The following is a 25,508-nucleotide window of genomic DNA, read 5'->3' on the forward strand; positions in this document are numbered from 1 at the left end:
GTTCCGGGCCTAATGGGTTGCCTTGTTATGACGATTGCGCCGCGCAAGGCGGCAACTCAGCACTAAGGAGTATGCGATGACTGATTCGACCGCCAAACTGGAGTTCCGCGGCCAGACCCACGAGTTCAAGGTCCGCGGCGGAACGGTCGGACCAGATGTGATCGACATTGCATCGCTCTACGCAACGACCGGCGCATTCACCTACGACCCGGGTTTCACCTCCACCGCAAGCTGCGAATCGGAAATCACCTTCATCGACGGCGACGCCGGTGTCCTGCTGCACCGCGGCTATCCGATCGACCAGCTCGCCGAGCACGGCGACTTTCTCGAAGTTTGCTACCTCCTGCTCTACGGCGAACTGCCGACCAAGGCGCAGAAGGACGACTTCGACTACCGCATCACGCGCCACACCATGGTGCACGAGCAGATGTCGCGCTTCTTCACCGGCTTCCGCCGCGACGCACACCCGATGGCGGTGATGTGCGGCGTGGTCGGCGCACTGTCGGCCTTCTATCACGACTCGACCGACATCTCCGATCCGCACCAGCGCATGGTCGCCTCGATCCGCCTGATCGCAAAGATGCCGACGATCGCCGCGATGGCCTACAAGTACCACATCGGCCAGCCGTTCATTTACCCCAAGAACGAGCTGAACTTTGCCGCCAACTTCCTGCACATGTGCTTTGCCGTGCCGTGCGAGGAGTACAAGGTCAACCCAGTGCTGGCCCGCGCCATGGAGCGCATCTTCATCCTGCACGCCGACCACGAACAGAACGCCTCGACCTCGACCGTGCGCCTCGCCGGCTCGTCGGGTGCCAATCCGTTCGCCTGCATCGCCGCCGGCATCGCCTGCCTGTGGGGCCCCGCACATGGCGGCGCCAATGAAGCAGCGCTCAACATGCTCAGCGAGATCGGCCACGTCGACCGAATTCCCGAGTTCGTCGCCCGCGCCAAGGACAAGAACGATCCGTTCCGCCTGATGGGTTTCGGCCACCGCGTCTACAAGAACTACGATCCGCGCGCCAAGATCATGCAGAAGACCACGCATGAAGTGCTGGGCGAGCTCGGCATCAAGGACGATCCGATGCTCGACGTGGCAATGGAACTCGAGCGCATCGCGCTGACCGACGAGTATTTCATCGAGAAGAAGCTGTATCCGAACATCGACTTCTATTCAGGCATCACGCTGAAGGCGCTGGGCTTCCCCACCACCATGTTCACCGTGCTGTTCGCGCTCGCCCGCACCGTTGGCTGGATCGCGCAGTGGAAGGAAATGATCGAGGATCCGCGCCAGAAGATCGGCCGTCCGCGCCAGCTCTACACCGGCGCCACCGAACGCGACTACGTGCCGATCGCCAAGCGCTGAGCCTTTCAGCGCCGCGTTCGTTCAGGCGCGCGGCGCCGTCGCAGCTCGAAGCTGCGAACGACTTGAAAAACACCCGCTAGGCCATTGCCTCGGCGGGTGTTTTTCATTTCGTGATGTGTTTGAGAACCGTTTCGGCAGCGATCTCGCCCGACGGCCGTTCGGTCGCCATGCGTCTGGCAATTTCGGCAAAACCGTCTTTCTGCCAGCGTCGAAGGGCGCCATCCTCGAACAGGCCTTCGACATAGCGCGCCATCCATTGCGGGCGCACATATTCGTTGTAGTTTTCCTGCACGACCGGCCTGTCGGCAATCAAGTTGGGCAGTGCAGCACTCCACACCGTGACCATGCTCTGGATCATCCGCGCCAGCGTGTCGAGTTTGTAGGACGACAACATCGGCACACCCGCAAGCGCGAGTTCCAGCGACACCGTGCCCGATGCGATCAGGGCTGCGTCGGCTTCGCCAAAGGCCTGCCACTTGTGCTGCGGATCGAGGATAATCTCCGGCTTTTGCTGCCAGGTGGAGACAGCCTCTTCGACGAGGCCGGTGACATGCGGCACCGTCGGCAAGAGCAGCCGCATACGATGGCCGCGTGCGCGCAGGATCGAAACGGTCTCACCAAATGGACCGATCAGGCTGCGCACTTCGCTGCGGCGCGATCCCGGCAAAAGTAGAAGCGTCTTCTCGCGGTCAGGCGCCGGATTGGCCTTTCCCTCCTGCATCGCCGCGGCAATGGCGATGCCCGGATCGGTCGCCAGGCGATGGCCGACAAATGTACCATGTGGGCCGCCCAGGCGCTCCAGTTCGGCCGGCTCGAACGGCAGGATGCACAGCACCTCGTCGACATGCGGCTTCATCGCCTTGGCCCGTCCCGGTCGCCAGGCCCAGACGCTCGGGCAGATGTAATGGATGATAGGAATGGTGGGATCGAGCGCCCGCACTTTCCTGGCAACGCGCAGCGAAAAATCCGGGCTGTCGATGGTTACAAGGCAATCCGGCTTTTCGGCCGCGACGAAACGGGCGGTCTGGCCAATCCGCCTGATCAGGCGCGGCAGGTCGCGAATGACCGCCGTCAGTCCCATCAATGCGATCTCGCTGGCATTGAACAGCGGCGAAAGGCCAAGCTCCTGCAGATGCCGGCCGCCAGTGCCGACAAGCCTGACCTCGCGCCCGCTCAAGCGCTGCAGCGCCTGCACCAGATCGGTGCCGAGCAGGTCGCCCGACTCCTCGCCCGCGACGATGGCAATCTTGAGCGGTGGCTGGGTCATCGCTCATTTCCCTCGCCGGACAGGCCGATGACGAACAAGCCGAGCCTGTCGGCGCGTTCGACCACCTCGCCATAGTCGAGCACCAGTGAGCGTCCGGCCTCAATGCCGATCCCGGCAAGCCCCGCTGCATGCGCAGCATCGACCGTTGCTGGGCCGATTGTCGGCAAGTCCGCACGCAGTTCCTGGTTCGGCTTGGCGCATTTCACCAGAACGCCGCGCTTTCGCCCGGCAATGCGGCCATTGTCGCGTAGCTCGCGCACGCGTTCGAGCAACAGGTCTGTGCCCTCGATGCCTTCGAGTGCGATGGCGCGCCCGCCGATGGCAACCGCCGCCTGGCCGATATCAAGCGCACCGATCGTGCGTGCGGCCTCCTGGCCTGCCCGAAGGTCGGCCCAGTCACTCTGCTGAGGCGCCAGCGCCCCCATGCTGCCGGCCACGGCCAGCAGCTCCGGAACGACCTGATGTGCGCCGGCGACCTTGATACCGTTGTCTTCGATCGTCGTGACCAGGATGCGCAGCAGGCCGTCGTCGCCGCGGGCAAGCGCTGCAAGCGCGCGCGGCAGGACACGCAGCAGGGCGATGCTGGGGCGAATGGCCCGCCACACCGGGCGACGGCTGATGCCACCGGCAAGCACGCAATGGGTGATGCCGTGGCGCTTGAGCAAAGGCACCAGCGAGGCGAACTGCTCGATGGCAAGCCGCTCGCCGGCATAGCTCCAGAGGCTGGTGCCGGGATCAGTCTCACCGTCAATCAGAACGATGAAAGGCTTGTGCCCGGCCTCGGCGAGACTGTCGGCGACATTGACCGGGAGCCGACCGCTGCCGGCAACGACAGCAATCCGGTCGGTCGCGGAAAGGTTGATCCTCTTTCCGCCCTCAGCCTTCGTCATCGGCGGCGTCTTCGGCGACGGCGTTTCTGAGCGGCGGCACGGTGAAGTGGCGCTTGCCGCGCGCCTGGATGAAATCCAGGACGTCACGCACGATGGGCGAGCCGGCGAATTCGCGTTTGACTAGCGGGATGCTCTCGGCCACCGAACGGGTTGGGTCGAAGATCATCTTGTAGGCCTTGCGCAAGGCGAAGATCTCGGCGCGCGGCAGGCCGGAGCGGCGCATGCCGATGACGTTGAGCCCGCGCAGGCGGGCGCGATTGCCCATCACCATGCCATAGGGGATGATGTCGCCATCAATGATCGCGCCACCGCCGGCAAAGGCATGGTGACCGATACGCGTCATCTGATGGACGGCACACAGGCCACCAAGCGTGACGTTGTTGCCGACTTCGACGTGCCCGCCGAGGGTCGCGACATTGGCCATGGTGACGTTGTCGCCGACGATGCAGTCATGCGCAATATGCGCATAGGCGAGGAACAGCCCGTTGTCGCCGACGGTCGTGGCACCTCGACTGGTGTCGGTGCCGACATGCATGGTCACGCCTTCACGCATCGTGCAATTCTTGCCGACAGTGAGCGTCGTCCGGCCACCCTTGTGCTTGTTGTTCTGCGGAGCAGCGCCAAGCGTTGCCTGCGGAAACACCTTGCAGCCTTCGCCAAGCGTCGTTGCACCCAGGATCGCGACATGGCTCATCAGTTCGACGCGGTCACCGATGACGGCATCAGCGCTGACATGGCAGAAAGGACCAATGCGGACGCCTGCACCCAGTTGTGCACCGGCTTCGACGACAGCGGCAGGATGGATAAAGGTTTCAGTCATGGAGTTGTTGCTTATTCCTTGGGCACCATCATCGCGGCCACCTCTGCTTCGGCTACCGTCGCACCATTGACCTGCGCGTCGCAGGCAAACTTCAGGATGTTGCCGCGCTTCTTGATCTTCTTGACGTGAATGCGGAGCTGGTCTCCCGGCACGACCGGCTTGCGGAACTTGGCGCCGTCGACCGTCATCAGGTACACAAGCGACGGCGTTTCGTCGACGACCAGCCGCAGGCAGATGGCGCCCGCCGTCTGTGCCATGGCCTCGATGATCAGCACGCCGGGCATGACCGGATGGCCCGGGAAATGCCCTTGGAAGTGCGGTTCGTTGAAGGTGACGTTCTTGATGCCGACAGCGGAATCGTCGCCGTCGATGTCGACGATGCGATCGATCAGCAGGAACGGGTAACGATGCGGCAGCAGCTTGTGCAGGCCGAGGATATCGACAGCTTCGAGTGTCCTGGTCGCCTGGTCAGTCACTGCTCCCACCCCCCTTTGGTTTTCCCATGGCCATTTTTCTGATCAACGCGAACTCGCGCATTGCCAATTTCATCGGTTTTGCAGGAAATCCTGCCCAGACTTCGCCTGCCGGCACGTCGTGCATCAGGCCGCTGCGCGCTGCCAGCTGCGCCCCCGATCCGATGGTCAGGTGATCGGCCAGGCCGACGCCGCCGCCCATCATCACGTTGTCGCCGACGACAACCGAGCCCGAAATACCCGTCAGCCCCGCAATAACGCAATTGCGGCCAATGCGCACGTTGTGGGCGATCTGGACGAGATTGTCGATCTTGGAGTTTTCGCCGATGACGGTGTCCGACATCGCGCCACGATCGACCGTCGCATTGGCGCCGATCTCGACATTGTCCTGGATGATGACGCGGCCGATCTGCGGGATGCGTTCAGGACCCCGCGCACCGCCGGCGAAACCAAAGCCATCCTGACCGATGCGGGCGCCGGCGTGGATGATCACGCCATTGCCGATCAACGCATATTGGATCGAACTGTGCGGGCCGACATAACAATCGCGGCCGATCTGGGTCGAACGACCGATGACCGCATGAGCGGATACCACAGTCCCGCTGCCGACTGCCGCGTTCGGGCCGATCACCACACCAGCCTCGATGACGGCGCCTGGCTCGACATGAGCGGTCGGATCAATGTGGGCGAATGGCGAAATGCCTGCTTCACCGCTCACACCTACCGGGCGCTCGGCATCCGGATAAATTAGCCTGCCGATGCGGGCAAAGGCCTGCTGCGGTCGCGGCGAAATGAGAATGGCAATGCCATCAGGCACGAGGTCGGCGACGTCAGACGTGCACAGCACTGCTGCCGCATGCAGCGACTTGAGCGGTGCTGCGTTGCGCTTGCCGTCGACAAACACCAAAGCGCCATCGCCACCACTGCTTGCCGCTGCGATAGTCGAGATGGCGATATCGGAATGTTTGGGGTCGACGAGCGTCGCGCCGGTAAGGCCGGCCACCTCGCCCACCGTGTAGCGGCGTGACGGCACAAAAAATACCGGTTCCGTCATGAAATGCTGTTCCAGCCAAGCCGGGCAAAGAGTTTCCGGGCCGTGACGGCCCGGAAACGTTGTACCACGCAATTAGAAGCGGGTCGAAATGCCGAAGTTGAATTCCTGCGTATTGTCGGTGTCCAGCTTCTTGACCGGTACCGCATAGTCGATGCGCAGCGGACCGAAGGGCGAAGCCCAGAGCAGGCCGACACCGACCGAGGCACGCAATTCCATGTCAGTCGAGACGATGTTGGTGCCCGCGACATTAACCTTGCTACCATAAAGCGTCGCTGCATCCGCAAAGACGGCGCCACGCAGGCCGAAGCTCTCCGGCACGACCGGGATCGGGAACTGTGCTTCGGCAGACGCATTGAAGTAGGTCGTGCCGCCGAGATGGTCGCCACCGTTCTTGTCGTACGGTCCGATGCCGTTGTACTCGAAGCCGCGGATCATCCGATCATTGTTCTTGAAGTGATCGAAGACGCGCAGGCCGTCGTCGCCGAAGCCCTGGATGTGACCGGCGCCAGCCGATACGAGGCCAACGATATCAAGCTCTTCCGACAGCGTCTGATAGTAGCTCGCACGGCCCGTGAACTTGACGAACTTCGCGTCGCCGCCAAGACCAGCCACTTCGGTCGTGAAGTTGGCGTAGATGCCGTTACGCGGGTTTTTCATGTCGTCGATGGTGTTGTAGACCAGCGTACCGCTGACCGACGACTTGATCCACGGACTGTTGGCGATGCCATCCTTGATCGCCGGCGAGATCGTGCACTTCGCAGGGTCAAGAACACCGCCGCTCAGACAGTCCTCATCATACTCATACTTCTCTTGCGCGATGTTGTAGGCAAGTTGCGTCGAGATGTTGTTGGTGATCGGCAGGCCGAAACGGATGGTGCCACCCGTAATGTCGCTCTGGTACTTGTCGTCATACTTGCGGGTCTGGCGATAGATGTCGAAACCAGCAGCAATACGGCGGCCGAGGAAATACGGCTCGGTGAACGAGAAGCTGTAGTCACGCGAGTTTTTGCCGCCACCGGCCGAGAACTTGATGAACTGACCACGGCCGAGGAAGTTGCGCTCGGTGATCGAACCTTCCACCGACGGACCGGCATTGTCGCCGCCGGTCGAATAGCCGGCGCCGATCGAGAACTCGCCGGTCGACTTCTCGACCAGATCGACAACCAGCACGACCTGGTCAGGCTGCGATCCGGGAGCGGTCGAAACTTCGACACGCTCGAAGAAGTTCAGCGCCTCGAGGCGCTTCTTGGCGCGCTGGATCAGCACCTGGTTGAAGGCATCGCCTTCGGAGACGTCAAATTCGCGACGGATCACGAAGTCGCGGGTGCGTTCGTTGCCGCGGATTTCGATGCGCTCGACATAGGCCTTGGCGCCCTGGTCGACGGTGTAGACAACCGAGATCGTGCGGCTTTCGAAGTTGCGGTCACCGCGCGGCGTTACCTTGGCGAAGGCATAGCCAGCGCCGGCAACGTTCTCGGTGATCGCGATGATCGAATCTTCGACGTCCTTGGCGTTGTAAACATCGCCCTTGCGCGTCTCGACGAGACGCTGCAGGCTCGCGCCGTCGACCTCGGGGATGCTGCTTTCGACCGACACATCGCCGAACGTGTAGCGCTGGCCTTCGTCAACGGTGATCGTGATGGTGTACTGGTTGGTCGCCTCGTCGAGTTCGCCGAAGGCGGAGACAACCTGGAAGTCGGCGTAGCCGTGATTGAAATAGAAGCGACGCAGCGCTTCCTCGTCGGCGCGCAGGCGGTCTTCGTCATAGATGTCGTCACGCAACATGAACGACAGGAACGACGAGCGCTTGGTCGAGATGACATCTGCGAGGCGGCGATCGCCATAGGCGTCGTTACCGACGAAATTGATCGCGGCGATCTTCGTGCGGCCGCCTTCATTGATCTCGAACACCACGTTCACGCGGTTTTCGCCGAGATCCATGATCTGGGTGCCGACGGTGACGTCGTCACGGCCGACGCGCTTGTAGGCTTCCTTGATCGACTGCGCGTCAGCCTCGAGAGCGGCCTGCGAGAACGCGCCGCGCGGCTTGAGCTGGATGGCGCCACCGAGTGCCGCGTCCTTGAGCTTCTTGTTGCCCTGGAACAGCACGTTGTTGACGACCTGATATTCGGAAACCTGAACGACGAGCGTCGAGCCGACCTGATTGATGCGGACGTCGGAGAACAGGCCGCTGCCGAACAGCGCCTTCACCGCGTCGTCGATATCGGTGTTCGAGAACGACTTGCCGGGCTTGATGGAGATGTAGTTGCGGACGGTATCCGCATCGACGCGCTGATTGCCGCGCACTTCGACCCGGTTGACCACCGCCGCTTGCGCGGCTGACACGGCAACAAACTGGACCGCCACGGCGCCTGGAATGGCCAGAGCGGCGGAAAGAGCAACCGCGGACGCGGCGCTCGCAAACTTAGATGCTGCCTTCATAATCGGCCTTTACAACCTTTTCTCGAAGTCCCCACGGCGAGAAAACCGGACGTCGCGGTAATTTCCCGTACCGTAATAACTGGATTTTCCCTACACGCAAGGCTTCTGGTTAATTTGCGCTTACTTCCTCAGCGAGCGTGACTTTCGCGTCACGCATACCGCCCCGGATGGTAAACGCCCTCTCAACGGACCCCTTGCCGGCCCCAAATTTCTTCATGATTTCAGCAGCCAAACAGGTCGTTCCAGAAAACGAAGCCCATAAACGCCAGCACGAGAATCATCCCCACTCGATATACAGCCTCCATCGCCCGCTCGGAAACAGGGCGCCTGATGACAGCTTCAACTGCATAGAACGCCAAGTGGCCGCCGTCGAGTGGAGGAATCGGCAGAAGGTTCAGAAAACCGATGCCGACCGACAAAAGAGCCACCAATTGCACCAACCAGACGAAGCCCAGCTGGGCCGCCTTGCCGGCCATGTCGGCGATCTTGACCGGTCCACCGAGCTGACATTTGTCCTCCCGGCCAACGACGAATCGCTTCAGGAACTGACCGGTACGCTCGATAATGTGCCCGGTTTCGGAAACCGCCTGCACAAATGCGCCGCCTGGGCTGTAGCTGATCAGCCTGGGCTGCCCCAGCTCCTCATTGTTGACGACGCCAATAACCGCAACCTTGACCGAATTGCCGAGCGCGTCCTTCTGCTCCATCATTTCGGGCGTCGCCGTCACAGAGACTTCCTTGCCGTCGCGCATCATCACGAAGGTAAGCGGATCGCCACCGCGTCCCGAGACGATGCGCTGGACGTCGGAGAAGGTTTCCACCGGCTGGCCGTCGACACTGACGAATCGGTCGCCCGGCTGGATACCGGCATTCGCCGCCGGGCTGGCGGCGCGCACCTCGGCAACCGTCGGCTCCATGACATAGCGGCCATAAGCCGAAAACAGCACAGTGAAGACGGCAATCGTCAGCAGGAAATTGAACAGCGGTCCGGCGAACACGGTCGCCGCGCGCTTCCACACTGGTTGCGTATGGAACGCGATCTTACGTTCGGCGGCACTGAGATTGTCGTCCCCGCCGCCCTCCGGCTTGCTGGTGACGCTCATGTCGCCGACGAACTTGACGTAGCCGCCCAAGGGAATGGCGCAAAGCTTCCAACGCGTACCGCGACGATCGTTGAAGCCGAGCAGTTCGGGGCCGAAGCCAATCGAAAAGGCCTTCACACCGATACCGCACCAGCGGCCAACCAGATAATGGCCCATCTCGTGCACGAACACGACGATGGTGAGCACGAACAGGAACGGTACGATGGTGCCGATCAGGAGACCATCCGTAGTCAGGAACGCGGGAAGATACTCGCTCAATTCAAGCCCTCAACCAGATACCTTGGCGCTTCAAGTGCAGCACCGCGCCTTGCCCGAGGCTTGCGCCCCTGAACTTGGTCGCTCAGGCCGGAAACAATCCCTGAGCCGGATGGTCGGCGGAACCGGACATCCAGCCGATGACGTATAGGGCAAATGCAGCCGCGACAAGCCCATCGACGCGGTCCATCACGCCGCCATGGCCGGGAATCAGCGCCCCCGAATCCTTGTAGCCATGCCGACGCTTGACCCATGATTCGAACAGATCGCCGGCCTGCGAGATCACCGAAAGCAGTAGGCCTATCACGGCCAGGAGGAACAAGTTGCCGGTACCGGCAAAGTTGGCGAGCAGCAGTCCGGCAACCACACCACCGACAGCGCCGCCAACAGCGCCGCTGCGCGTCTTGCCGGGCGAAATGGCCGGTGCCAGCTTGGGCCCGCCGACCTTGCGGCCGACAAAATAGGCAAAAATGTCCGTCGCCCAGACAACCGCGAACAGAAACAAGATGGCGACGAGGCCCGACGCGTCGTCGCCGCGCAACAGGGCAAGGGACAGGCCGGAGAGCGCAGAATAGCCAAAGCCGGCAGCTTCCCACGCCCCTGCCCTGCGCAGCTTGCCCAGCCCCCACAGGATGAACGTGAAGACAGCGGCCAGGATGATCAGCGCAAGTGCCGGAATGCCCGCGACCAGGGCGCCGGCGAACATCAGGATGAACACTTCCGGCAGCATGTTGAGGTTGCCGCCGGCCCATCCTGTCTCGCTGTTCGGCCGCGACATGCGCGACCATTCGTAGAAGATGGCAAGCGCTATCGCCGCGGTCAGCATCCTGAACGGCAGCCCGCCCAGCCATGTCAGCAACAGCACAGCAGCTGCCAGCACGATCGCTGAAATTGTCCGGAGCTGGAGATTGCTCATGGCAAGGTCACGAAGCGACGTCGCGCGCTGCAAGCCCGCCAAAACGGCGTTCGCGGCCAGTATATTCGCGCAAGGCCTCCGACAGATGCTCGCGGGTGAAATCCGGCCAGTAGCAAGGCTGGAAGATCAGCTCGCTGTAGGCCGACTGCCAGGGCAGGAAATTGGAGAGCCGGATTTCGCCGCTGGTGCGAATGACCAGATCGGGATCAGGAATGCCCGATGTGTCGAGTTCCTCGGCAAACAGCTCCGGCGTGATCTGCTCGCTTGAAATGTCGCCACGCTTGACCGCTTCCGCCAGCCGGCGCGCGGCGCGCGCGATCTCGTCGCGTCCGCCATAGTTGAACGCGATGACCAGTGTCAGCGCATCATTGCCCGATGTCAGCGTTTCGGCCTCCTCGAGCAGGCTGCGGATATCGGGCTGCAGCGTGGCCCTGTCGCCGATGATCTGGACGCGCACACCGCTGTTGTGGAGTTCGGCAAGATCGCGCCGAATGAAGATCTTGAGCAACCCCATGAGGTCGGTGACCTCGGACTTGGGCCGCGACCAGTTCTCCGAGGAGAAGGCGTAGACGGTCAGCCAGGAAATACCGAGGTCTGCGGCGGCACGAACGGTGCGGCGCAATGCCTCGACACCGGCCCGGTGACCCGCAACGCGCGGCAGGCCGCGGGCTTTTGCCCAGCGACCGTTGCCGTCCATGATAATCGCGACATGCGCGGGCGTAGTCATCCGTTCGCTTTCGGGCCGGCCGTATGCCTGCCTTAGACTTGCATGATCTCGGCTTCTTTGCCTGCGAGCAGGCTGTCGATCTGGCTGATCGTATCGTCGGTCAGCTTCTGGACCTTGTCGGACTGGACGCGCTGGTCGTCCTGGCTGATGTCGCCATCCTTCTCCGCCTTCTTGAGTGCGTCCATGCCGTCGCGGCGCACATGGCGGGTGGCGACCTTGGCGTTCTCGGCGTAGGTGTGGGCGATCTTGACCAGTTCCTTGCGGCGCTGCTCGTTGAGCTCCGGCAGCGGAATGCGCAGGTTGGTGCCGTCGACGATCGGGTTGAAGCCGAGATTGGATTCACGGATGGCGCGATCGACAGCACCGACCATCGACTTGTCCCAGACCGAGACCGAGATCATGCGCGGCTCAGGCACCGACACGGTGGCCACCTGGTTCAGCGGCATGGACGAGCCATAGGCCTGGACGTGGATCGGGTCGAGCAGGTTGCTCGAGGCACGGCCCGTGCGCAACGAGGCGAGGTCGTGCTTGAAGGCGTTGATCGCGCCTTCCATGCGGCGCTGAAGATCGCTGTAATCCGTGCTCATTGCAGTCTCCTTGGTCCCGGTTTCGGGGCCATCGTTCCAATCGTCAGGCGTCCGCAACAATCGTGCAGCGGCCGCCACCTTTCAATATTTCGCCGAACCCGCCTTTTTCATGGATCGAGTAGACGATTATCGGGATGTTGTTTTCGCGCGCAAGAGCAATCGCGGCCGTATCCATGATGGACAGGCCTTTTGTGATGACTTCCGCATGGGTGATGCGCTCGAAGCGCGTCGCGGCGGGATCCTTCTTGGGATCGGCCGAATAGACACCGTCGACCTGGGTGCCCTTGAACAGCGCGTCGGCGCCGATCTCGGCGGCGCGCAGTGCCGCGGCCGAATCGGTGGTGAAGAACGGGTTGCCCGTGCCGCCGGCGAAAATCACGACCTTGCCGGCATCCATGTAAGCGGTTGCCTGGCGCTGCGAGAAGCTCTCGCACAGCTCGGGCATGGCGATCGCCGAAAGCACCACGGCATCGACGCCAAGCTTGTGCAGCGACGTGCGCAGGGCCAGCGAATTGATGATGGTGGCAAGCATGCCCATGTGATCGCCGGTGACGCGATCGCCACCCTTGGAGGCCACGGCCACGCCGCGGAAGATGTTGCCGCCGCCGATGACCACACCGACCTCGACGCCAAGCGCCCTCGCCTCGGCGATATCGCTGGCAATACGGTCGACAACGGAAACATCGATGCCGAAATGCTGCTCGCCCATCAGGGCTTCACCCGACGCCTTAAGCAGTACGCGCCGGTAGAGCGGCTTGTCGGTCATGGGTTCCTCGCGGCTGTTGGATTTGGGTTCCGATACACGAAGGGCGCCGCGATGTCACGCGGCGCCCTTCGGCTATCCTCAGGAAGCGCTTGATGCAGCGCTATATTTAGCCCTTGACGGCTGCAGCGACCTCAGCTGCGAAGTCGCTCTCTTCCTTCTCGATGCCTTCACCGAGCGCGAAGCGAATGTAGCCGGTGATCTTGGCCGGCGCGCCGATCTGCTTCTCAGCGTCCTTCAGGGCTGCCTCGACCGTCAGGTCGGGGTTGAGCACGAAAGCCTGCTTGAGCAGCACGACTTCCTCGTAGAACTTGCGCATGCGGCCTTCGATCATCTTCTCGATGACGTTTTCCGGCTTGCCCGACTGGCGCGCCTGGTCGGAGAAGATCGCCTTTTCGCGCTCGACAGCCGTTGCGTCGACCTCTTCCGGGGTCAGGGCGAGCGGGTTGGTCGCGGCAACGTGCATGGCGACCTGACGCGCGAAGGCGCGGGCCGCGTCATGATTGCCGGCGGTCTCGATAGCGACCAGCACGCCGAGCTTGCCGAGGTTGTCGGCAACCGCGTTGTGGACATAGGTCGCAACGACGCCTTCAGAAACCGACAGCTTGACCGAACGGCGGAAGCTCATGTTCTCGCCAATGGTGCCGACAGCGTCCTTGATAGTGTCGGCAACGGACTTGTCCGAACCCGGATACTTCGCAGCGGCAACAGCGTCGGTGTCGCCATAAGCGAGAGCGACCTTCGACACGTTGGCGACGATTTCCTGGAAGGCGGCGTTGCGGGCAACGAAGTCGGTCTCCGAGTTGACTTCGACGACGACGGCTTCGCGCATGCCGGCATCGACGCCGACCAGGCCCTCGGCCGCGGTACGGCTGGCCTTCTTGTCGGCCTTGGAGATACCCTTCTTGCGCAGCCAGTCGACCGCGGCTTCCATGTCGCCGCCGGTCTCGGTCAGAGCCGCCTTGCAATCCATCATGCCCGCGCCCGAGAGTTCGCGGAGTTCTTTAACCTGTGCTGCCGAAATGCTCATTGTGGCCTCTTTGCTTCAAAATGCGCGAGCGCACCACCGAGGGTTCGATGATGCGCCGAACGCCGGCGCTGGTTGCGCCCAATCCTGAAAAGGAAGGCCGGTCTCCCGGCCTTCGTGATTACGCCTGGGGCGCTTCAGTCGACGGAGTCTCGTCGAGCGCAGGCTCAACCGGGGCTTCGGCCGATGCGCCGATGTCGACACCGAGCGCGCCCTGCTGGCGAGCGATACCGTCGATCGCAGCCTTGGCAACCAGATCGCAGTAGAGCTGGATGGCGCGGGCAGCGTCGTCGTTGCCGGGGATCGGGAAGTCGATCTTATCCGGATCGCAGTTCGAATCGATGATCGCGACAACCGGAATGCCGAGACGCTTGGCTTCCTGGATGGCGATGGCTTCCTTGTTGGTGTCGATCACGAACATCAGGTCCGGCGTCGAGCCCATGTCCTTGATGCCGCCGAGGGCCTTGTCCAGCTTTTCGCGCTCGCGCTCGAGGTTCAGGCGCTCCTTCTTGGTGAAGCCGTGGGCTTCGCCAGCGAGCAGCTCGTCGAGCTTGCGCAGGCGCTGGATGGAGTTCGAGATCGTCTTCCAGTTGGTCAGCATGCCGCCGAGCCAACGCGAGTTGACATAGTACTGGGCCGAACGCTGAGCAGCGTCAGCAACGATGTCCGAAGCCTGACGCTTGGTGCCGACGAACAGCACGCGGCCGCCGCGCGAAACGACGTCCGAAACCTGCTTGAGAGCCTGGTGCAGAAGCGGAACAGTCTGCGACAGGTCGATGATGTGGATGTTGTTGCGGGCGCCATAGATGTAGGGCGCCATCTTCGGGTTCCAGCGGTGGGTCTGGTGGCCGAAGTGAGAACCAGCTTCAAGAAGCTGGCGCATGCTGAAATCAGGCAGTGCCATCGTTATTTCCTTATCCGGTTGGCCTCCACGGACAATGACGCTTTTCGCTGGATGCTCGAAACGCCACCGGGGGGTCTCAGCCGGATTTCTCCCGGACAGAAACCGAAGTCCGTGTGTGGAATGCGGCGGCATATAGACGTATTGGCTGGTGAGCGCAACCCCGGGACCGGCCCGATTGCCCGGGAAATCGAGGCTTTCCGTGCTTGTGGGCCTCAACCAAAGCCTCCCGAAGCGCACGATCGCCACTGGTCAGGCAGAGGATTCCTTGGCAGCGATTCCCTTCGGAACAGAAGATCAGCTGCCGGCCGCCCAGCGCGACATGCCGGGCTCCTGTTCCACCGGTTCCCGCACCACCTTGGGTTCGCGGCGCTTGAAGTTGCGCACGCGCACGCGGCGAAACACCGCCACGATCTCGTCGCGACTGCATTCGATCGCGCCAAGACGCACGGCACGATCACGCTCGAAGCCTGTAATGTCGTAATGCGGCGCCGAGGTCTTGGGCGGGCCCTGATAGGACGAACGCTTCAGGCCGAGCTGGGCGGCGAAACGATGCAACTCGTCGGTGTCGTCGGCGAGCAGGTGGCACCAGCGATGGCCCACCCACTTCCAGATTGCCGCGTCGACATAGACCGCCACGACAGCGGCCTAATGCTTGCAGTCGCCTTGCGGCACGGGAAACAGCGACAGATTGACCAGCTTGCCGGTCATCGAGAAGTCGCCGTAATCCATCACCAGGTCGCGGGTCAGGCCATTCTCGTGCAGCTTGAAGCTGATGCGATACTCCGGCACTTCCTCGCCGCCGCCCTTGCTTTCGTCGAAATAGGCGATGTCGACCGGCCAGAACTTGTCCTTGGCGAGTGCGGCGAGCGCCGGACGCTCCGGATCGGTATCAGGCGCCTCGCTCTTCTTGCCGACGATGACGGTGGTGGTCATCACCTTGTCGGCGTCTTCGGAGCCGTCGAACAGGCTTGTTTCATAAAAGGTCTCGCCCTTCTCGGCCTTGTCGATCAGCTCGACGAGATGCTGGGTCGGGAACTGCGTCTTCGCGAGGTCGACGGAACCCGCCGACGGTTTTTCCAAAGCGACCTTGAGCCCGTTGGCTTCGCGCGTCGCCGTGCCCTTGACCTCGCGGTCGAGGTTCTGATCGACGAAGGATTTGGTGACGAAGGAGAAGGTCTTGCCCTCGCCGTCCTCGAAGGTGGTCGTCTGCTGATCGGTCAGCCGCGTGTTCTCGCTGGTCGCGATCTGGGTCACGAAGCGGAACTTGACCGTGTAGCCTTCGCAAGCGGAGCCATTGAACTCATAGACCATGCGCCCGGAAAGGCCTGTTATCCCTGACCGGTCGGAGGCCTGGTCGAGCACCAGATCATAGACGGCGCGATGGGGTGCAAGCACGGGAGCCGCAAGAGCCGGCGTCAGGGACAGCAGCGAGGTGGACAGGGTGGCAAGAAGAACAAGGCGCTTTGCGCGCATACACTGGCTCCGATCGGCGCGGCCATGACAAGCCGCCTTGAATGATGGTCCACCTTAAAAAAAGTCGTGGCGGAAGCGAGGCAAACATAGCAGTTTCGGCGCAGCCTCACCCGCCACCCGAGACTCAGAGATAAGGAAAGACGATGGGCGAAACAATCGAAAAGCGGCTAAGCGATCTTGGCATCACCTTGCCCGAAGCCGCAGCCCCCGCCGCCAACTACGTGCCCTTCATGGGCTCGGGCAATCTCGTCTTCACCGCCGGTCAGCTGCCGCTCAAGGACGGCAAGCTCACCGTCACCGGCCTGCTTGGCCGCGATGTCGACGTTGCAGGCGGCAAGGAGGCGGCCAAGCAGTGCGCCGTCAACATCCTCGCCCAGGCAAAGGCAGCTCTTGGCGATCTCGAAAAGATCCGTCGCATTGTCAAGATCAGCGTCTTTGTCGCTTCGTCCTCGGACTTCACCGAGCAGCATCTCGTCGCCAATGGTGCGTCCGACTTCCTGGTCGCGGCACTTGGCGACCGCGGCAAGCATGCGCGTTCGGCCGTCGGCGTCGCCTCGCTGCCGCTGAATGCCGCCGTCGAGATCGAAGCCATCATCGAGCACGAATGAGCGGCCTCATGACCGACCTATCCTGGCTGACCGCCCGCCCGATTGCTCATCGCGGCCTGCACGACCTCAACAAGACCTGCTGGGAAAACACGCTGTCCGCCTTTGAGCGCGCAGCGGCGCGCGGCTTTGCCATCGAGTGCGATGTCCATCTGACCGCCAACGGCGACGTTGCCGTGTTTCATGACGACGTGCTCAACCGGCTGACGGGTACGGATGGCTTCATCTGGCAGCGTACGACACGCGAGCTTGCGGCACTTCGCGTCGGCGGCACCGCCGATCATGTGCCGACGCTTGCCGAAATGCTCAAACTGGTCGACGGGCGCGTACCCCTGGTCATCGAACTCAAGGGCATTCCCGGGCATGACGGCGAACTCGTCGAACGCGTGGCGGCGGCCTTGCGCAACTACAAGGGCAAGGCCGCGATCATGTCCTTCGATCATTGGCTGATCCGCGACTTCTCCCGTCACGCACCGGGCATTCCGGCCGGACTGACCGCCTGGGGCGATCTGGATCACGAGCTCGAAGCACATTTTTCGATGCTGGCACACGGCATTTCGTTTGTTTCCTACTCCGTGACGCACCTGCCGAACAGGTTCGTCAGCTTTGTGCGCGACAAGCTCGCCATGCCGGTCATCACCTGGACAGTGCGCGACGAAGACGCCGTGCGGACGACCTTCGCGCAGGCCGACCAGATGACCTTCGAGGGTTTTGATCCCGATGCGCTGGCGGTGGCCTGACCCTTGCAACGGCTGTTATCGAGCGTAAGTAACTACGCATGAGCAATGCGAGCGATGTCGGGGCGACGAATGCGGATGGCGACTACGCCGTCCGCGTCGTCTCAAGCATCAGCGAATTCGGACGCGACGACTGGAACAGCCTCTCAGGCGCGTCAAAGGCTTCAGGATCGGCCTATAACCCGTTTGTTTCATTTGATTTTCTGAGCATCCTCGAGGAATCCGGCTGCGCCGTACGCAAGACCGGTTGGCAAGGCCACCATCTCCGGCTGGAAAAGGCCGACGGCAGCTTTCTCGGTGCCCTTGCCTGCTACGCCAAATCACACAGCCAGGGCGAATATGTCTTCGACCATGGCTGGGCCGACGCTTTCGAGCGCGCCGGCGGGCGATATTATCCCAAGCTCCAGGCTTCGATACCGTTCACGCCGGCGACCGGCCCTCGCCTTCTGGCTGTTCCCGGCAACACGGCAACCGTAACCAAGGCGGCGCTGGCAACGGCGCTGCGCAGTGTCGCCGAGGGCGTCGGGGTGTCGTCGGCACATGTCACCTTCGCCGAGCCGGACGAAGTCGACATCCTCGCCGACACCGGCTTCCTTCGCCGCACCGACCAGCAGTTCCATTTCTTCAACGAAGGCTTCGGCACCTATGACGACTTTCTCGCCACGCTGGCCTCGCGCAAGCGCAAGGCGCTGAAGAAGGAGCGGCGCGAGGCGCTGACCGAAGGCATTTCGATCGAACGACTGACCGGCAAGGACATCACCGAAGCGCACTGGGACGACTTCTTCGCCTTCTACATGGACACCGGCGGCCGCAAATGGGGTCGGCCTTACCTCAACCGGACATTCTTCTCGCTGATCGGCGAACGCATGGCCGACGACGTGCTGCTGGTCATGGCCAAGCGCGGCGGCCGCTACATCGCCGGCGCGATCAACTTCATCGGCTCCGACACGCTCTACGGCCGCAACTGGGGCTGTATCGAGGACCACCCCTTCCTGCATTTCGAGGTCTGCTATCACCAGGCCATCGACTTCGCCATAGAACGCAAGCTGCGCATCGTCGAGGCCGGCGCCCAAGGTGAACACAAGCTGGCGCGCGGCTATCGCCCCGTCACGACGCAGTCGGCGCATTACATCGTCCACCCCGGCCTTCGCCGCGCCGTCGCTGAATATCTCGAGCGCGAACGCCGGGAGGTCGCCCAGATCGGCGAGTATCTCGATGATCACGGGCCGTTCCGCCGCGGCTGAGGTTCAGTGGGCTATCGACTTCGAGAAGAGGTTGATCACGATGACGCCCGCCATGATCAGCCCGATGCCGAGAAGTGCCGGCAGGTCGAGCGTCTGGCGGAACCAGATCCAGGCAATCGCCGTGATGAAGACGATACCGGCACCGCACCACATCGCATAGACGATGCCGACCGGCACCTGGCGCAGCACAAGGGAAAGGAAATAGAAGGCGCAGGCATAGCCGGCCAGTGCTACGACGGATGGCCACAGCCGCGTGAAACCGTTGGTTTCCTTGAGGGCGGAGGTTGCAACGACCTCGAAGGCCACCGCCACGATCAGATAGATGTAGTTCAACTCAGCTCCTTGCAGCCTTCCGCGGCTTGACGTTCCGCCTGCCAGCGCCGAAACATCCACCACGAAATCGCAGCAAACGGGATAGGCCATGTCGAGCGCCGGTTACGATCCAAACAACATCTTCGCCAAGATCCTGCGCGGCGAGATCCCCTCGCATCGTGTCTACGAAGACGATGCCGTGGTGGCGTTCATGGATGTCATGCCGCAGAGCACCGGGCATACGCTCGTGGTGCCCAAGACGCCGTCGCGCAACCTTCTCGACGCCGAACCCGAGACATTCGGCCGGCTGTTCGCAGCAGTCCAGAAGGTGGCAAGGGCCGCCCAGCAAGCTTTCGACGCCGACGGCATCGTGATCTCGCAGTTCAACGAAGCTCCGGCCGGCCAGACGGTGTTCCATCTCCACGTCCACATCGTGCCTCGCTTCGAAGGCGTCGCACCCAAGGGTCACGCGGCGGTGATGGAAAAGCCTGAAGTGCTGGCGGCAAACGCAGAGAAGATCAGGGCTGCGCTGGCGGGAGCATAACAGACGCAGCGCGTTTCAGGCCAGCGAGAGCGCTGCCTCGGCGGCCGGCCTGTCGAATGCGCCGTAGTCTCAACCGCTACTTCAGAGCCCCTGCTCCAGATCACGCGATGGCTTCCACGGCAAGCCGGCCTTCAACAACCGTTGAGAGCTTCTCAGCCATCCCCCAGGCCAAAAACGCCACAAGAACGCCGGCCAACGCGTCGGCAAGATGATGGCCGCCGTCAACTGGGGAAGACAAATGACGGCAAGGTTCAGCGCCAACACAGGCCAGAACCAGATCCTGACCCTCCAGAAAGCAATCACGGTCAACACAGACAGCGTCCAGTGATAGGACGGGAACGCAATGAGCCCTTGGGGGTGGTCAAGTGAGATCAAGCGTGATGTGCCGGCGCGAATGTCAAAAAACGCCTGCTTGTATGCGAGATCGACATAGGCACGCCAATCGAAACCCAACGCAGCGTCGAATGTGATCAACCGGTCGTCGATCAGCGGCATGTCGTTGGAATCACCAGAACGCTGAGCACGGCCGCGGCCGCAGAGAATGCCAACAGCACAGCTGTTTCGGCACACAGGACCTGGAAGCGTTCGACCGGGCGCATTACGGCATAGAACCAGGATATGGACGCCAATCCGGATACCACGGCAACTACTTTGACCGCGCTGACAGGGTCAAAAACGAAGTCCGTCGCCCCTATCCACTGCGCATCGATCGCAATCAGCAAACCAACGAGCGCCATTTTGACGGACAGCAGGGCATCAGTCCGCTGCCTGAGTTCAGGCGCCGTCACGTCCAGTTCAGTCATTGTGGACCCCCCAACCCTTGGAGGATATTAGGCATCAGAAATTAAGCTGTCGCGAATGTACCGAGACACAGCGGAACCAGCGCTGTGGCTCTGGAATGCGGGCAATGTCCCAGCAGCTCAGGATGTCCACATCCCTACCAGCAGGATCACCTCGGCCGCAACGATGCCGACCAAAATCTTTCGCCCGAGGCAGATATAGGCAACGAACCCAGCGCAGGCGGCACCGATGCGGAGGGCAAGCGCGGTGTCGACAAGCGCTCCGCTTGGAAAGACGATCAGATTGCCGATGACCGCGGCGACGAGTGCGGTGGCGAGTGCGCGGACCAGGACAAGCAGGTCCGAGTCCTCCGACAGGCGGTCGCCGAGATAGACGCCAAGGAAGCGCCAGGCGTCGGTGGCGAGCCAGCCGCCGACGAGGATGAACAGGAACGGCCACCACCAGTTGTCGAAAGCGGCGAAGGTCATGCCGATGTCCTCCGCCACGCCCGCTTGTGGAAGGCAAATGCGATACCGCCGCCGATCAAGCCGGCGCCGAGCAGGTCGAAGCCGGGCACGACGAGGTGGAGAAGCGGGCCGAGAATGAGGCCGAGGATCATGGCAACGTGCCCTGCCCGCTCGCGCGCCGAGCCCCAGAGCGAGGTCAGGAAGTACATCGGCGTGAGCAGGAACAATGCCGCCGAGACGATAGGCGGCAGGCTGTCGGCGACGAGATAGACGATCGCCGTGACCACCATGTTGAACAGCACGAGCGTCGAGCCGAGCCCGGCATAGTAGGTGGTGCGAAGCTCCCGCGGGATGCCGCGCAGCCGCTCCATCGCCAGCACCCAGGAGGTGACGGCGACGAAGTGCGACAGGACATAGAGCACCCAGCGCGGCGTCCTCGGCCCACGCAGCTCCGGCACCAATGCCACCACCATCGGGGTCAGACGTATCGATGACAACGCCACCGCAAAGGCCGCCGCCGGCAGCGAAGCGCCTGACAGAATGGCACCGATCAGCACCACCTTGGCCGGAAGAGCCCAGACCATGCCGACCATGAAGACGGTCTGCGCAAGCGTCAGCCCGGCCTCTTTGGCAAGCCCGGCAAAGCCGATAAAGGCGCTGGCGAGGATCAGGCCGGGGATCGAGAAGGCAGCGCGAACGCCGCGCAGATACCAGAGGCGGCGTGTCGACAGGCTCGGCGTTGGAGATGCGTGGTCAGCAGGCATTGAAACCGCGCATAGCATGACCTCCCTGCCAAGTCAGCGCTTCGATCCGCCTGGCGCAATCGACTGCACCTCGTGACCACCGATCCGACCGCGCCATATCGCGCCAACCAGCGAAAGAGACGGCATATTAACGGTTTACCTACCGCGAATGTGTAGATAGGCCTTTGGGTGGGAAGCGAGGAACAGCCAGGTCATGACAGGTGCATTGCTGCTGGTCCTGCAAGCGCTGATCTACTTCGTGACCATGGCCGCGGTTTTCCATTCACGGCACAGATTCGGCATCGGAATCTTTGTTTGCGTGCTTGGGGTCATGCACTTCCTCGAGACCTATCTTGCCGCCGTCTTCTTCGTTCAGCTGCCCTTTGGCCTGATATCCCCCGGCTCTACGGTGATGTTTTCCGGCAAGCTGCTGATGTTCCTTCTGCTCTACATCAAGGAGGATGCCGAGACAGTGCGCCAGCCGATCTACGGGCTTCTGATCGGCAACTGCCTGATGGTGGCGCTGGCCCTGATCCTGCGCCTCTACGGCGATGTCGCGGAAATGCCGGGTTATCAACCCGACCTGACGTTCCTTGACGACATGGGCGTACTGATGGTCTGGGGCACGGCCCTGCTGTTCCTCGACAGCATCGCCTTGATCCTGATCTACGAGAAGCTCGGACAGCGCATCGCCAACACCCTGTTCAAGCGCATTTTCCTCAGCGCCGCTCTGGTCCTCACCTTCGACCAGTTGATGTTCTTCCTTGGCCTGCATCTCGTGTCGGGTGTGCCGATCAGCGCGCTTTACGGCGGCTGGATCGCCAAGATGGCGGCAGCGGCCCTCTACAGCGCAATGCTCGTCATCTACCTCAGATATGTCGAGACACGTCCGGCACTGGCCGGCCCCGAGCCGCTGCTCAAGGTCTTCGACCGGCTGACGTTCCGCCATCGCTACGAGGACCTGCTGGAAAAGACCGGCAAGGACACGCTGACCGGCACCAGTGACCGTGGCCATTTCGAAGCGGTGGCACAGTCGCTGATCGACCGGCCACTGGCCGACCGCAAGCCGGTGAGCATGCTGATGATCGACATCGACCACTTCAAGAGCATCAACGACCAGTATGGCCATGTCACCGGTGACAAGGTGCTCAAGGACGTTGCACGCGCGCTGGACGGCGCTTTGCGCAGCGGCGACCGCCTGTTCCGTTATGGTGGCGAAGAGTTCGTCGCCATCTGCCAGGACTTGAACGCCGGCGACGCGACGATCCTCGCCGAGCGCCTGCGCGCTGCGGTAGCGAGCATGACCCTGGCTGAGCCCGGCCTGAGCACCACCGTCAGCATCGGGGTGACGACCGCCAGAAGCGGTCCAGTTTCGGTCGAGCAGATGATCAGGGATGCCGACACCTGGCTGTATCGTGCCAAACGGCTCGGCCGGAACCGCGTCGAGAGCCCCGTCATCGCCTGAAGCAAGCCGCCGGGCAGTTTCGATCAGCCAAAAAGGAAGCCCCGTTGCCGGGGCTTCCTTGTTTTTCCAATCAGCCCTTTCGAGGCAATTGGGGAACGAGGCTGCGCTTGCCGCCATCCTTGCCCTTCGGCTCGGACTTCGGCTTCGCCGACACGACCTTCTTGGCGACCGGCTTCTTGGCAGCAGCTTTCTTGGGCTTCGGACGATCGGCCGGATCTTCCTTCTTCGGCTTCACTGGCACTTCGTCGGCAACCGTCTCGAGTTTCAGGCCGGATTCGCCGGTTTCCTTCTTCTCGACGGTGACACGCACCGTGCCGCCCTTCTTGAGCTTGCCGAACAGCACCTCGTCGGCCAGCGGCTTCTTGATGTGCTCCTGGATGACGCGGCCGAGCGGACGCGCGCCCATGCGCTCGTCGTAGCCCTTCTCGGCCAGCCAAGCGATGGCATCCGGCGACAGGTCGAAGGTGACGCCCCGCTCGGAAAGCTGGGCTTCCAGCTGCATGACGAACTTCTGCACGACCTGATGCACCACCGGCACCGGCAGCGAGCCGAACGGGATGATGGCATCGAGGCGGTTGCGGAACTCGGGCGTGAACAGCCTGTTGATCGCCTCGACATCGTCGCCTTCGCGTTTTGTCGACCCGAAACCGATCGCCGCGCGCTGCGCGTCGGACGCGCCCGCATTGGTGGTCATGATCAGGATGACATTGCGGAAGTCGATCTGCTTGCCGTTGTGGTCGGTCAGCTTGCCGTGGTCCATGACCTGCAACAGGATGTTGAACAGATCGGGATGGGCCTTTTCCACTTCGTCGAGCAGCAACACGCAATGCGGATGCTGGTCGACGCCGTCGGTCAGAAGTCCACCCTGGTCGAAGCCGACATAGCCGGGCGGCGCGCCGATCAGGCGGCTGACGGTATGGCGCTCCATATACTCCGACATGTCGAAGCGGATCAGCTCGACGCCGAGCGACAGAGCGAGTTGCTTTGCCACTTCGGTCTTGCCGACACCGGTCGGGCCCGAGAACAGGTAGGAGCCGATCGGCTTCTCCGGTTCGCGCAGGCCGGCACGTGCCAGCTTGATGGCCGAGGTAAGCGCGGTGATCGCCGTGTCCTGACCATAGACGACGCGCTGCAGCTCGACCTCGAGGCCGGCCAGCACCTTTTCGTCGTCGGCCGAGACGGTCTTCGGCGGAATACGCGCCATCGTGGCGATCGTCGCCTCGATCTCCTTGATGCCGATCGTCTTCTTGCGCTTGCCTTCCGGCAAAAGCATCTGCGACGCGCCCGTCTCGTCGATCACGTCGATCGCCTTGTCGGGCAGCTTGCGGTCGTTGATGTAGCGTGCCGAAAGCTCGACGGCCGCCTTGATCGCCTCGTTGGTGAACTTCACCTTGTGGAAGTCCTCATAATAGGGCTTGAGGCCCTTCATGATCTCGATGGCGTCGTCGACGGTCGGCTCGTTGACGTCGATCTTCTGGAAACGACGGACAAGCGCCCTGTCCTTCTCGAAGAACTGGCGGAACTCCTTGTAGGTGGTCGAGCCGATGCAGCGGATGGCGCCCGACGACAGCGCCGGCTTGAGCAGGTTGGAGGCATCCATCGCGCCGCCCGATGTCGCACCCGCACCGATGACTGTGTGGATCTCGTCGATGAACAGCACAGCGCCCGGATACTCCTCGAGCTCCTTGACCACCTGCTTCAGGCGTTCCTCGAAATCGCCGCGATAGCGCGTGCCGGCAAGCAGCGTGCCCATGTCGAGCGCGAAGATGGTGGCATCCTCGAGCACTTCGGGAACATCGCCCTCGACGATGCGCTTGGCGAGGCCCTCGGCGATCGCAGTCTTACCCACGCCGGGGTCGCCGACGTAGAGCGGATTGTTCTTAGAGCGGCGGCACAGCACCTGGATGGTGCGGTTGATCTCGGACTCGCGGCCGATCAGCGGATCGATCTTGCCGGCCCGCGCCTTGACGTTGAGATTGACGCAATAGGCCGTCAGCGCATCCTGCTGCTTCTTGCCCTTGCCTGTCTCTTCGTTTGCCTCATTGTTCGAGCTGCCCTGCTCCTCATCGGCGCCGCGCGGGCTGCGCGTTTCGGTGGCGCCGGGACGCTTGGCGATGCCGTGCGAGATGTAGTTGACCGCGTCGTAGCGGGTCATCTGCTGTTCCTGCAGGAAATAGGCGGCATGGCTCTCGCGCTCGGCGAAGATCGCAACGAGCACGTTGGCGCCGGACACTTCCTCGCGGCCGGACGACTGGACGTGGATGACGGCGCGCTGGATGACGCGCTGGAAACCGGCGGTCGGCTTCGAATCCTCGTCATAGCCGGTGACGAGATTGTCGAGCTCGGTGTCGATATAGGTCAGCACTGTCTGCTTGAGTTCGTCGAGATCGACGTTGCAGGCGCGCATGACCGCTGCTGCCTCATTGTCGTCGATGAGAGCGAGCAGCAGATGTTCGAGCGTCGCATATTCATGGTGACGCTCGTTGGCGAGCGTCAACGCCTGATGCAGCGCTTTTTCGAGGCCCTGGGAGAAAGCCGGCATTC

Annotated in this window: 26 protein-coding genes and 1 pseudogene; 6 read left to right on the top strand and 21 right to left on the bottom strand. The window is 62.4% G+C overall.

Annotated elements, in window-relative coordinates:
* Positions 1–76: 76 nt before the first annotated feature.
* Positions 77–1,366, top strand: a complete 1,290-nt coding sequence (gene gltA / locus N7E70_RS18820; protein ID WP_115731863.1) for a citrate synthase — start codon at positions 77–79, stop codon at positions 1,364–1,366.
* Between the two features lie 103 nt (positions 1,367–1,469).
* On the opposite strand, the gene lpxB is transcribed toward gltA, so the two are convergent.
* The 15 genes and pseudogenes from lpxB to N7E70_RS18895 all read right to left on the bottom strand — a co-directional run bounded on the left by lpxB (position 1,470) and on the right by N7E70_RS18895 (position 16,067).
* Positions 1,470–2,633 carry a lipid-A-disaccharide synthase gene (lpxB, locus tag N7E70_RS18825; protein WP_192316738.1) on the bottom strand — a complete coding sequence of 388 codons (1,164 nt, stop codon included), beginning with the start codon at positions 2,631–2,633 and terminating at the stop codon, positions 1,470–1,472.
* Positions 2,630–3,523 carry an LpxI family protein gene (locus N7E70_RS18830; RefSeq protein ID WP_263007278.1) on the bottom strand — a complete coding sequence of 298 codons (894 nt, stop codon included), beginning with the start codon at positions 3,521–3,523 and terminating at the stop codon, positions 2,630–2,632. The genes lpxB and N7E70_RS18830 overlap by 4 nt, the downstream gene beginning before the upstream one ends.
* The gene (gene lpxA / locus N7E70_RS18835; RefSeq protein WP_263007279.1) at positions 3,510–4,343 is read right to left on the bottom strand and encodes an acyl-ACP--UDP-N-acetylglucosamine O-acyltransferase; all 834 of its coding nucleotides are present in this window, start codon (positions 4,341–4,343) and stop codon (positions 3,510–3,512) included. Before lpxA ends, N7E70_RS18830 begins: the two co-directional genes overlap by 14 nt.
* A gap of 11 nt (positions 4,344–4,354) precedes the next feature.
* A complete protein-coding gene (gene fabZ / locus N7E70_RS18840) occupies positions 4,355–4,819 on the bottom strand; it encodes a 3-hydroxyacyl-ACP dehydratase FabZ (protein ID WP_067962382.1) in 465 nt (154 codons plus the stop codon).
* The gene (gene lpxD, locus N7E70_RS18845) at positions 4,812–5,870 is read right to left on the bottom strand and encodes a UDP-3-O-(3-hydroxymyristoyl)glucosamine N-acyltransferase (protein ID WP_263007280.1); all 1,059 of its coding nucleotides are present in this window, start codon (positions 5,868–5,870) and stop codon (positions 4,812–4,814) included. The genes fabZ and lpxD overlap by 8 nt, the downstream gene beginning before the upstream one ends.
* A 72-nt stretch (positions 5,871–5,942) precedes the next feature.
* The gene (gene bamA, locus N7E70_RS18850; protein WP_263007281.1) at positions 5,943–8,312 is read right to left on the bottom strand and encodes an outer membrane protein assembly factor BamA; all 2,370 of its coding nucleotides are present in this window, start codon (positions 8,310–8,312) and stop codon (positions 5,943–5,945) included.
* Between the two features lie 221 nt (positions 8,313–8,533).
* Positions 8,534–9,673, bottom strand: coding sequence for an RIP metalloprotease RseP (rseP, locus tag N7E70_RS18855; RefSeq protein WP_154386038.1), 1,140 nt, complete (start codon positions 9,671–9,673; stop codon positions 8,534–8,536).
* Between the two features lie 82 nt (positions 9,674–9,755).
* The gene (locus tag N7E70_RS18860) at positions 9,756–10,586 is read right to left on the bottom strand and encodes a phosphatidate cytidylyltransferase (protein ID WP_154386039.1); all 831 of its coding nucleotides are present in this window, start codon (positions 10,584–10,586) and stop codon (positions 9,756–9,758) included.
* A 7-nt stretch (positions 10,587–10,593) separates the two neighbouring features.
* Positions 10,594–11,313, bottom strand: a complete 720-nt coding sequence (locus N7E70_RS18865; protein WP_083948597.1) for an isoprenyl transferase — start codon at positions 11,311–11,313, stop codon at positions 10,594–10,596.
* A gap of 32 nt (positions 11,314–11,345) precedes the next feature.
* Positions 11,346–11,900: a ribosome recycling factor gene (gene frr / locus N7E70_RS18870; protein ID WP_067962393.1), complete on the bottom strand. Its 555-nt coding sequence runs from the start codon at positions 11,898–11,900 to the stop codon at positions 11,346–11,348.
* Between the two features lie 43 nt (positions 11,901–11,943).
* Positions 11,944–12,666, bottom strand: coding sequence for a UMP kinase (pyrH, locus tag N7E70_RS18875; RefSeq protein WP_067962395.1), 723 nt, complete (start codon positions 12,664–12,666; stop codon positions 11,944–11,946).
* A gap of 106 nt (positions 12,667–12,772) precedes the next feature.
* The gene (gene tsf, locus N7E70_RS18880) at positions 12,773–13,693 is read right to left on the bottom strand and encodes a translation elongation factor Ts (RefSeq protein ID WP_263007282.1); all 921 of its coding nucleotides are present in this window, start codon (positions 13,691–13,693) and stop codon (positions 12,773–12,775) included.
* Between the two features lie 118 nt (positions 13,694–13,811).
* Positions 13,812–14,594: a 30S ribosomal protein S2 gene (gene rpsB / locus N7E70_RS18885; RefSeq protein ID WP_067962398.1), complete on the bottom strand. Its 783-nt coding sequence runs from the start codon at positions 14,592–14,594 to the stop codon at positions 13,812–13,814.
* Between the two features lie 363 nt (positions 14,595–14,957).
* Positions 14,958–15,230: pseudogene (locus tag N7E70_RS18890) on the bottom strand (DUF4031 domain-containing protein); the annotation flags it as partial.
* Between the two features lie 9 nt (positions 15,231–15,239).
* Complete coding sequence (locus N7E70_RS18895) at positions 15,240–16,067, bottom strand: cell envelope integrity EipB family protein (RefSeq protein WP_263007283.1); 828 nt, start codon at positions 16,065–16,067, stop codon at positions 15,240–15,242.
* A gap of 143 nt (positions 16,068–16,210) precedes the next feature.
* Between N7E70_RS18895 and N7E70_RS18900 the strand changes: the two genes are divergently transcribed.
* Genes N7E70_RS18900 through N7E70_RS18910 form a run of 3 tightly spaced genes read left to right on the top strand, consistent with a single transcriptional unit; the run spans position 16,211 to position 18,653 of the window.
* The gene (locus N7E70_RS18900; RefSeq protein WP_067962419.1) at positions 16,211–16,675 is read left to right on the top strand and encodes a RidA family protein; all 465 of its coding nucleotides are present in this window, start codon (positions 16,211–16,213) and stop codon (positions 16,673–16,675) included.
* 8 nt (positions 16,676–16,683) lie between these two features.
* Positions 16,684–17,412, top strand: coding sequence for a glycerophosphodiester phosphodiesterase (locus N7E70_RS18905; protein ID WP_067966615.1), 729 nt, complete (start codon positions 16,684–16,686; stop codon positions 17,410–17,412).
* Between the two features lie 38 nt (positions 17,413–17,450).
* A complete protein-coding gene (locus N7E70_RS18910; protein WP_263007284.1) occupies positions 17,451–18,653 on the top strand; it encodes a GNAT family N-acetyltransferase in 1,203 nt (400 codons plus the stop codon).
* A gap of 3 nt (positions 18,654–18,656) precedes the next feature.
* Here the strand turns inward: N7E70_RS18910 and N7E70_RS18915 are convergent, their stop codons facing one another.
* Entirely contained in the window at positions 18,657–18,986 is a 330-nt protein-coding gene (locus N7E70_RS18915) for a DMT family transporter (RefSeq protein ID WP_067966619.1), read from the bottom strand.
* Positions 18,987–19,074: 88 nt separating this feature from the next.
* Between N7E70_RS18915 and N7E70_RS18920 the strand changes: the two genes are divergently transcribed.
* Positions 19,075–19,509, top strand: coding sequence for an HIT family protein (locus N7E70_RS18920; RefSeq protein WP_067962427.1), 435 nt, complete (start codon positions 19,075–19,077; stop codon positions 19,507–19,509).
* Between the two features lie 81 nt (positions 19,510–19,590).
* Here the strand turns inward: N7E70_RS18920 and N7E70_RS18925 are convergent, their stop codons facing one another.
* From N7E70_RS18925 to N7E70_RS18940, 4 genes are all read right to left on the bottom strand, one after another.
* On the bottom strand, positions 19,591–20,004 hold the full coding sequence (locus tag N7E70_RS18925; RefSeq protein WP_182573870.1) for a phosphatase PAP2 family protein: 414 nt from the start codon (positions 20,002–20,004) through the stop codon (positions 19,591–19,593).
* The gene (locus N7E70_RS18930) at positions 19,995–20,312 is read right to left on the bottom strand and encodes a hypothetical protein (protein ID WP_154386043.1); all 318 of its coding nucleotides are present in this window, start codon (positions 20,310–20,312) and stop codon (positions 19,995–19,997) included. Before N7E70_RS18930 ends, N7E70_RS18925 begins: the two co-directional genes overlap by 10 nt.
* Positions 20,313–20,429: 117 nt before the next feature.
* On the bottom strand, positions 20,430–20,777 hold the full coding sequence (locus N7E70_RS18935; RefSeq protein WP_067966621.1) for an AzlD domain-containing protein: 348 nt from the start codon (positions 20,775–20,777) through the stop codon (positions 20,430–20,432).
* On the bottom strand, positions 20,774–21,520 hold the full coding sequence (locus N7E70_RS18940) for an AzlC family ABC transporter permease (protein ID WP_067962437.1): 747 nt from the start codon (positions 21,518–21,520) through the stop codon (positions 20,774–20,776). Before N7E70_RS18940 ends, N7E70_RS18935 begins: the two co-directional genes overlap by 4 nt.
* Before the next feature lie 193 nt (positions 21,521–21,713).
* On the opposite strand from N7E70_RS18940, the gene N7E70_RS18945 reads away from it, so the two are divergent.
* Positions 21,714–22,964: a GGDEF domain-containing protein gene (locus N7E70_RS18945; protein WP_154386044.1), complete on the top strand. Its 1,251-nt coding sequence runs from the start codon at positions 21,714–21,716 to the stop codon at positions 22,962–22,964.
* A gap of 70 nt (positions 22,965–23,034) precedes the next feature.
* Here N7E70_RS18945 and clpA read toward each other — a convergent pair whose 3' ends face one another.
* On the bottom strand, positions 23,035–25,506 hold the full coding sequence (clpA, locus tag N7E70_RS18950; protein ID WP_067962443.1) for an ATP-dependent Clp protease ATP-binding subunit ClpA: 2,472 nt from the start codon (positions 25,504–25,506) through the stop codon (positions 23,035–23,037).
* Positions 25,507–25,508: the final 2 nt, after the last annotated feature.

The organism is Aminobacter sp. NyZ550 (genome assembly GCF_025628925.2).
GTDB lineage: Bacteria > Pseudomonadota > Alphaproteobacteria > Rhizobiales > Rhizobiaceae > Aminobacter > Aminobacter ciceronei.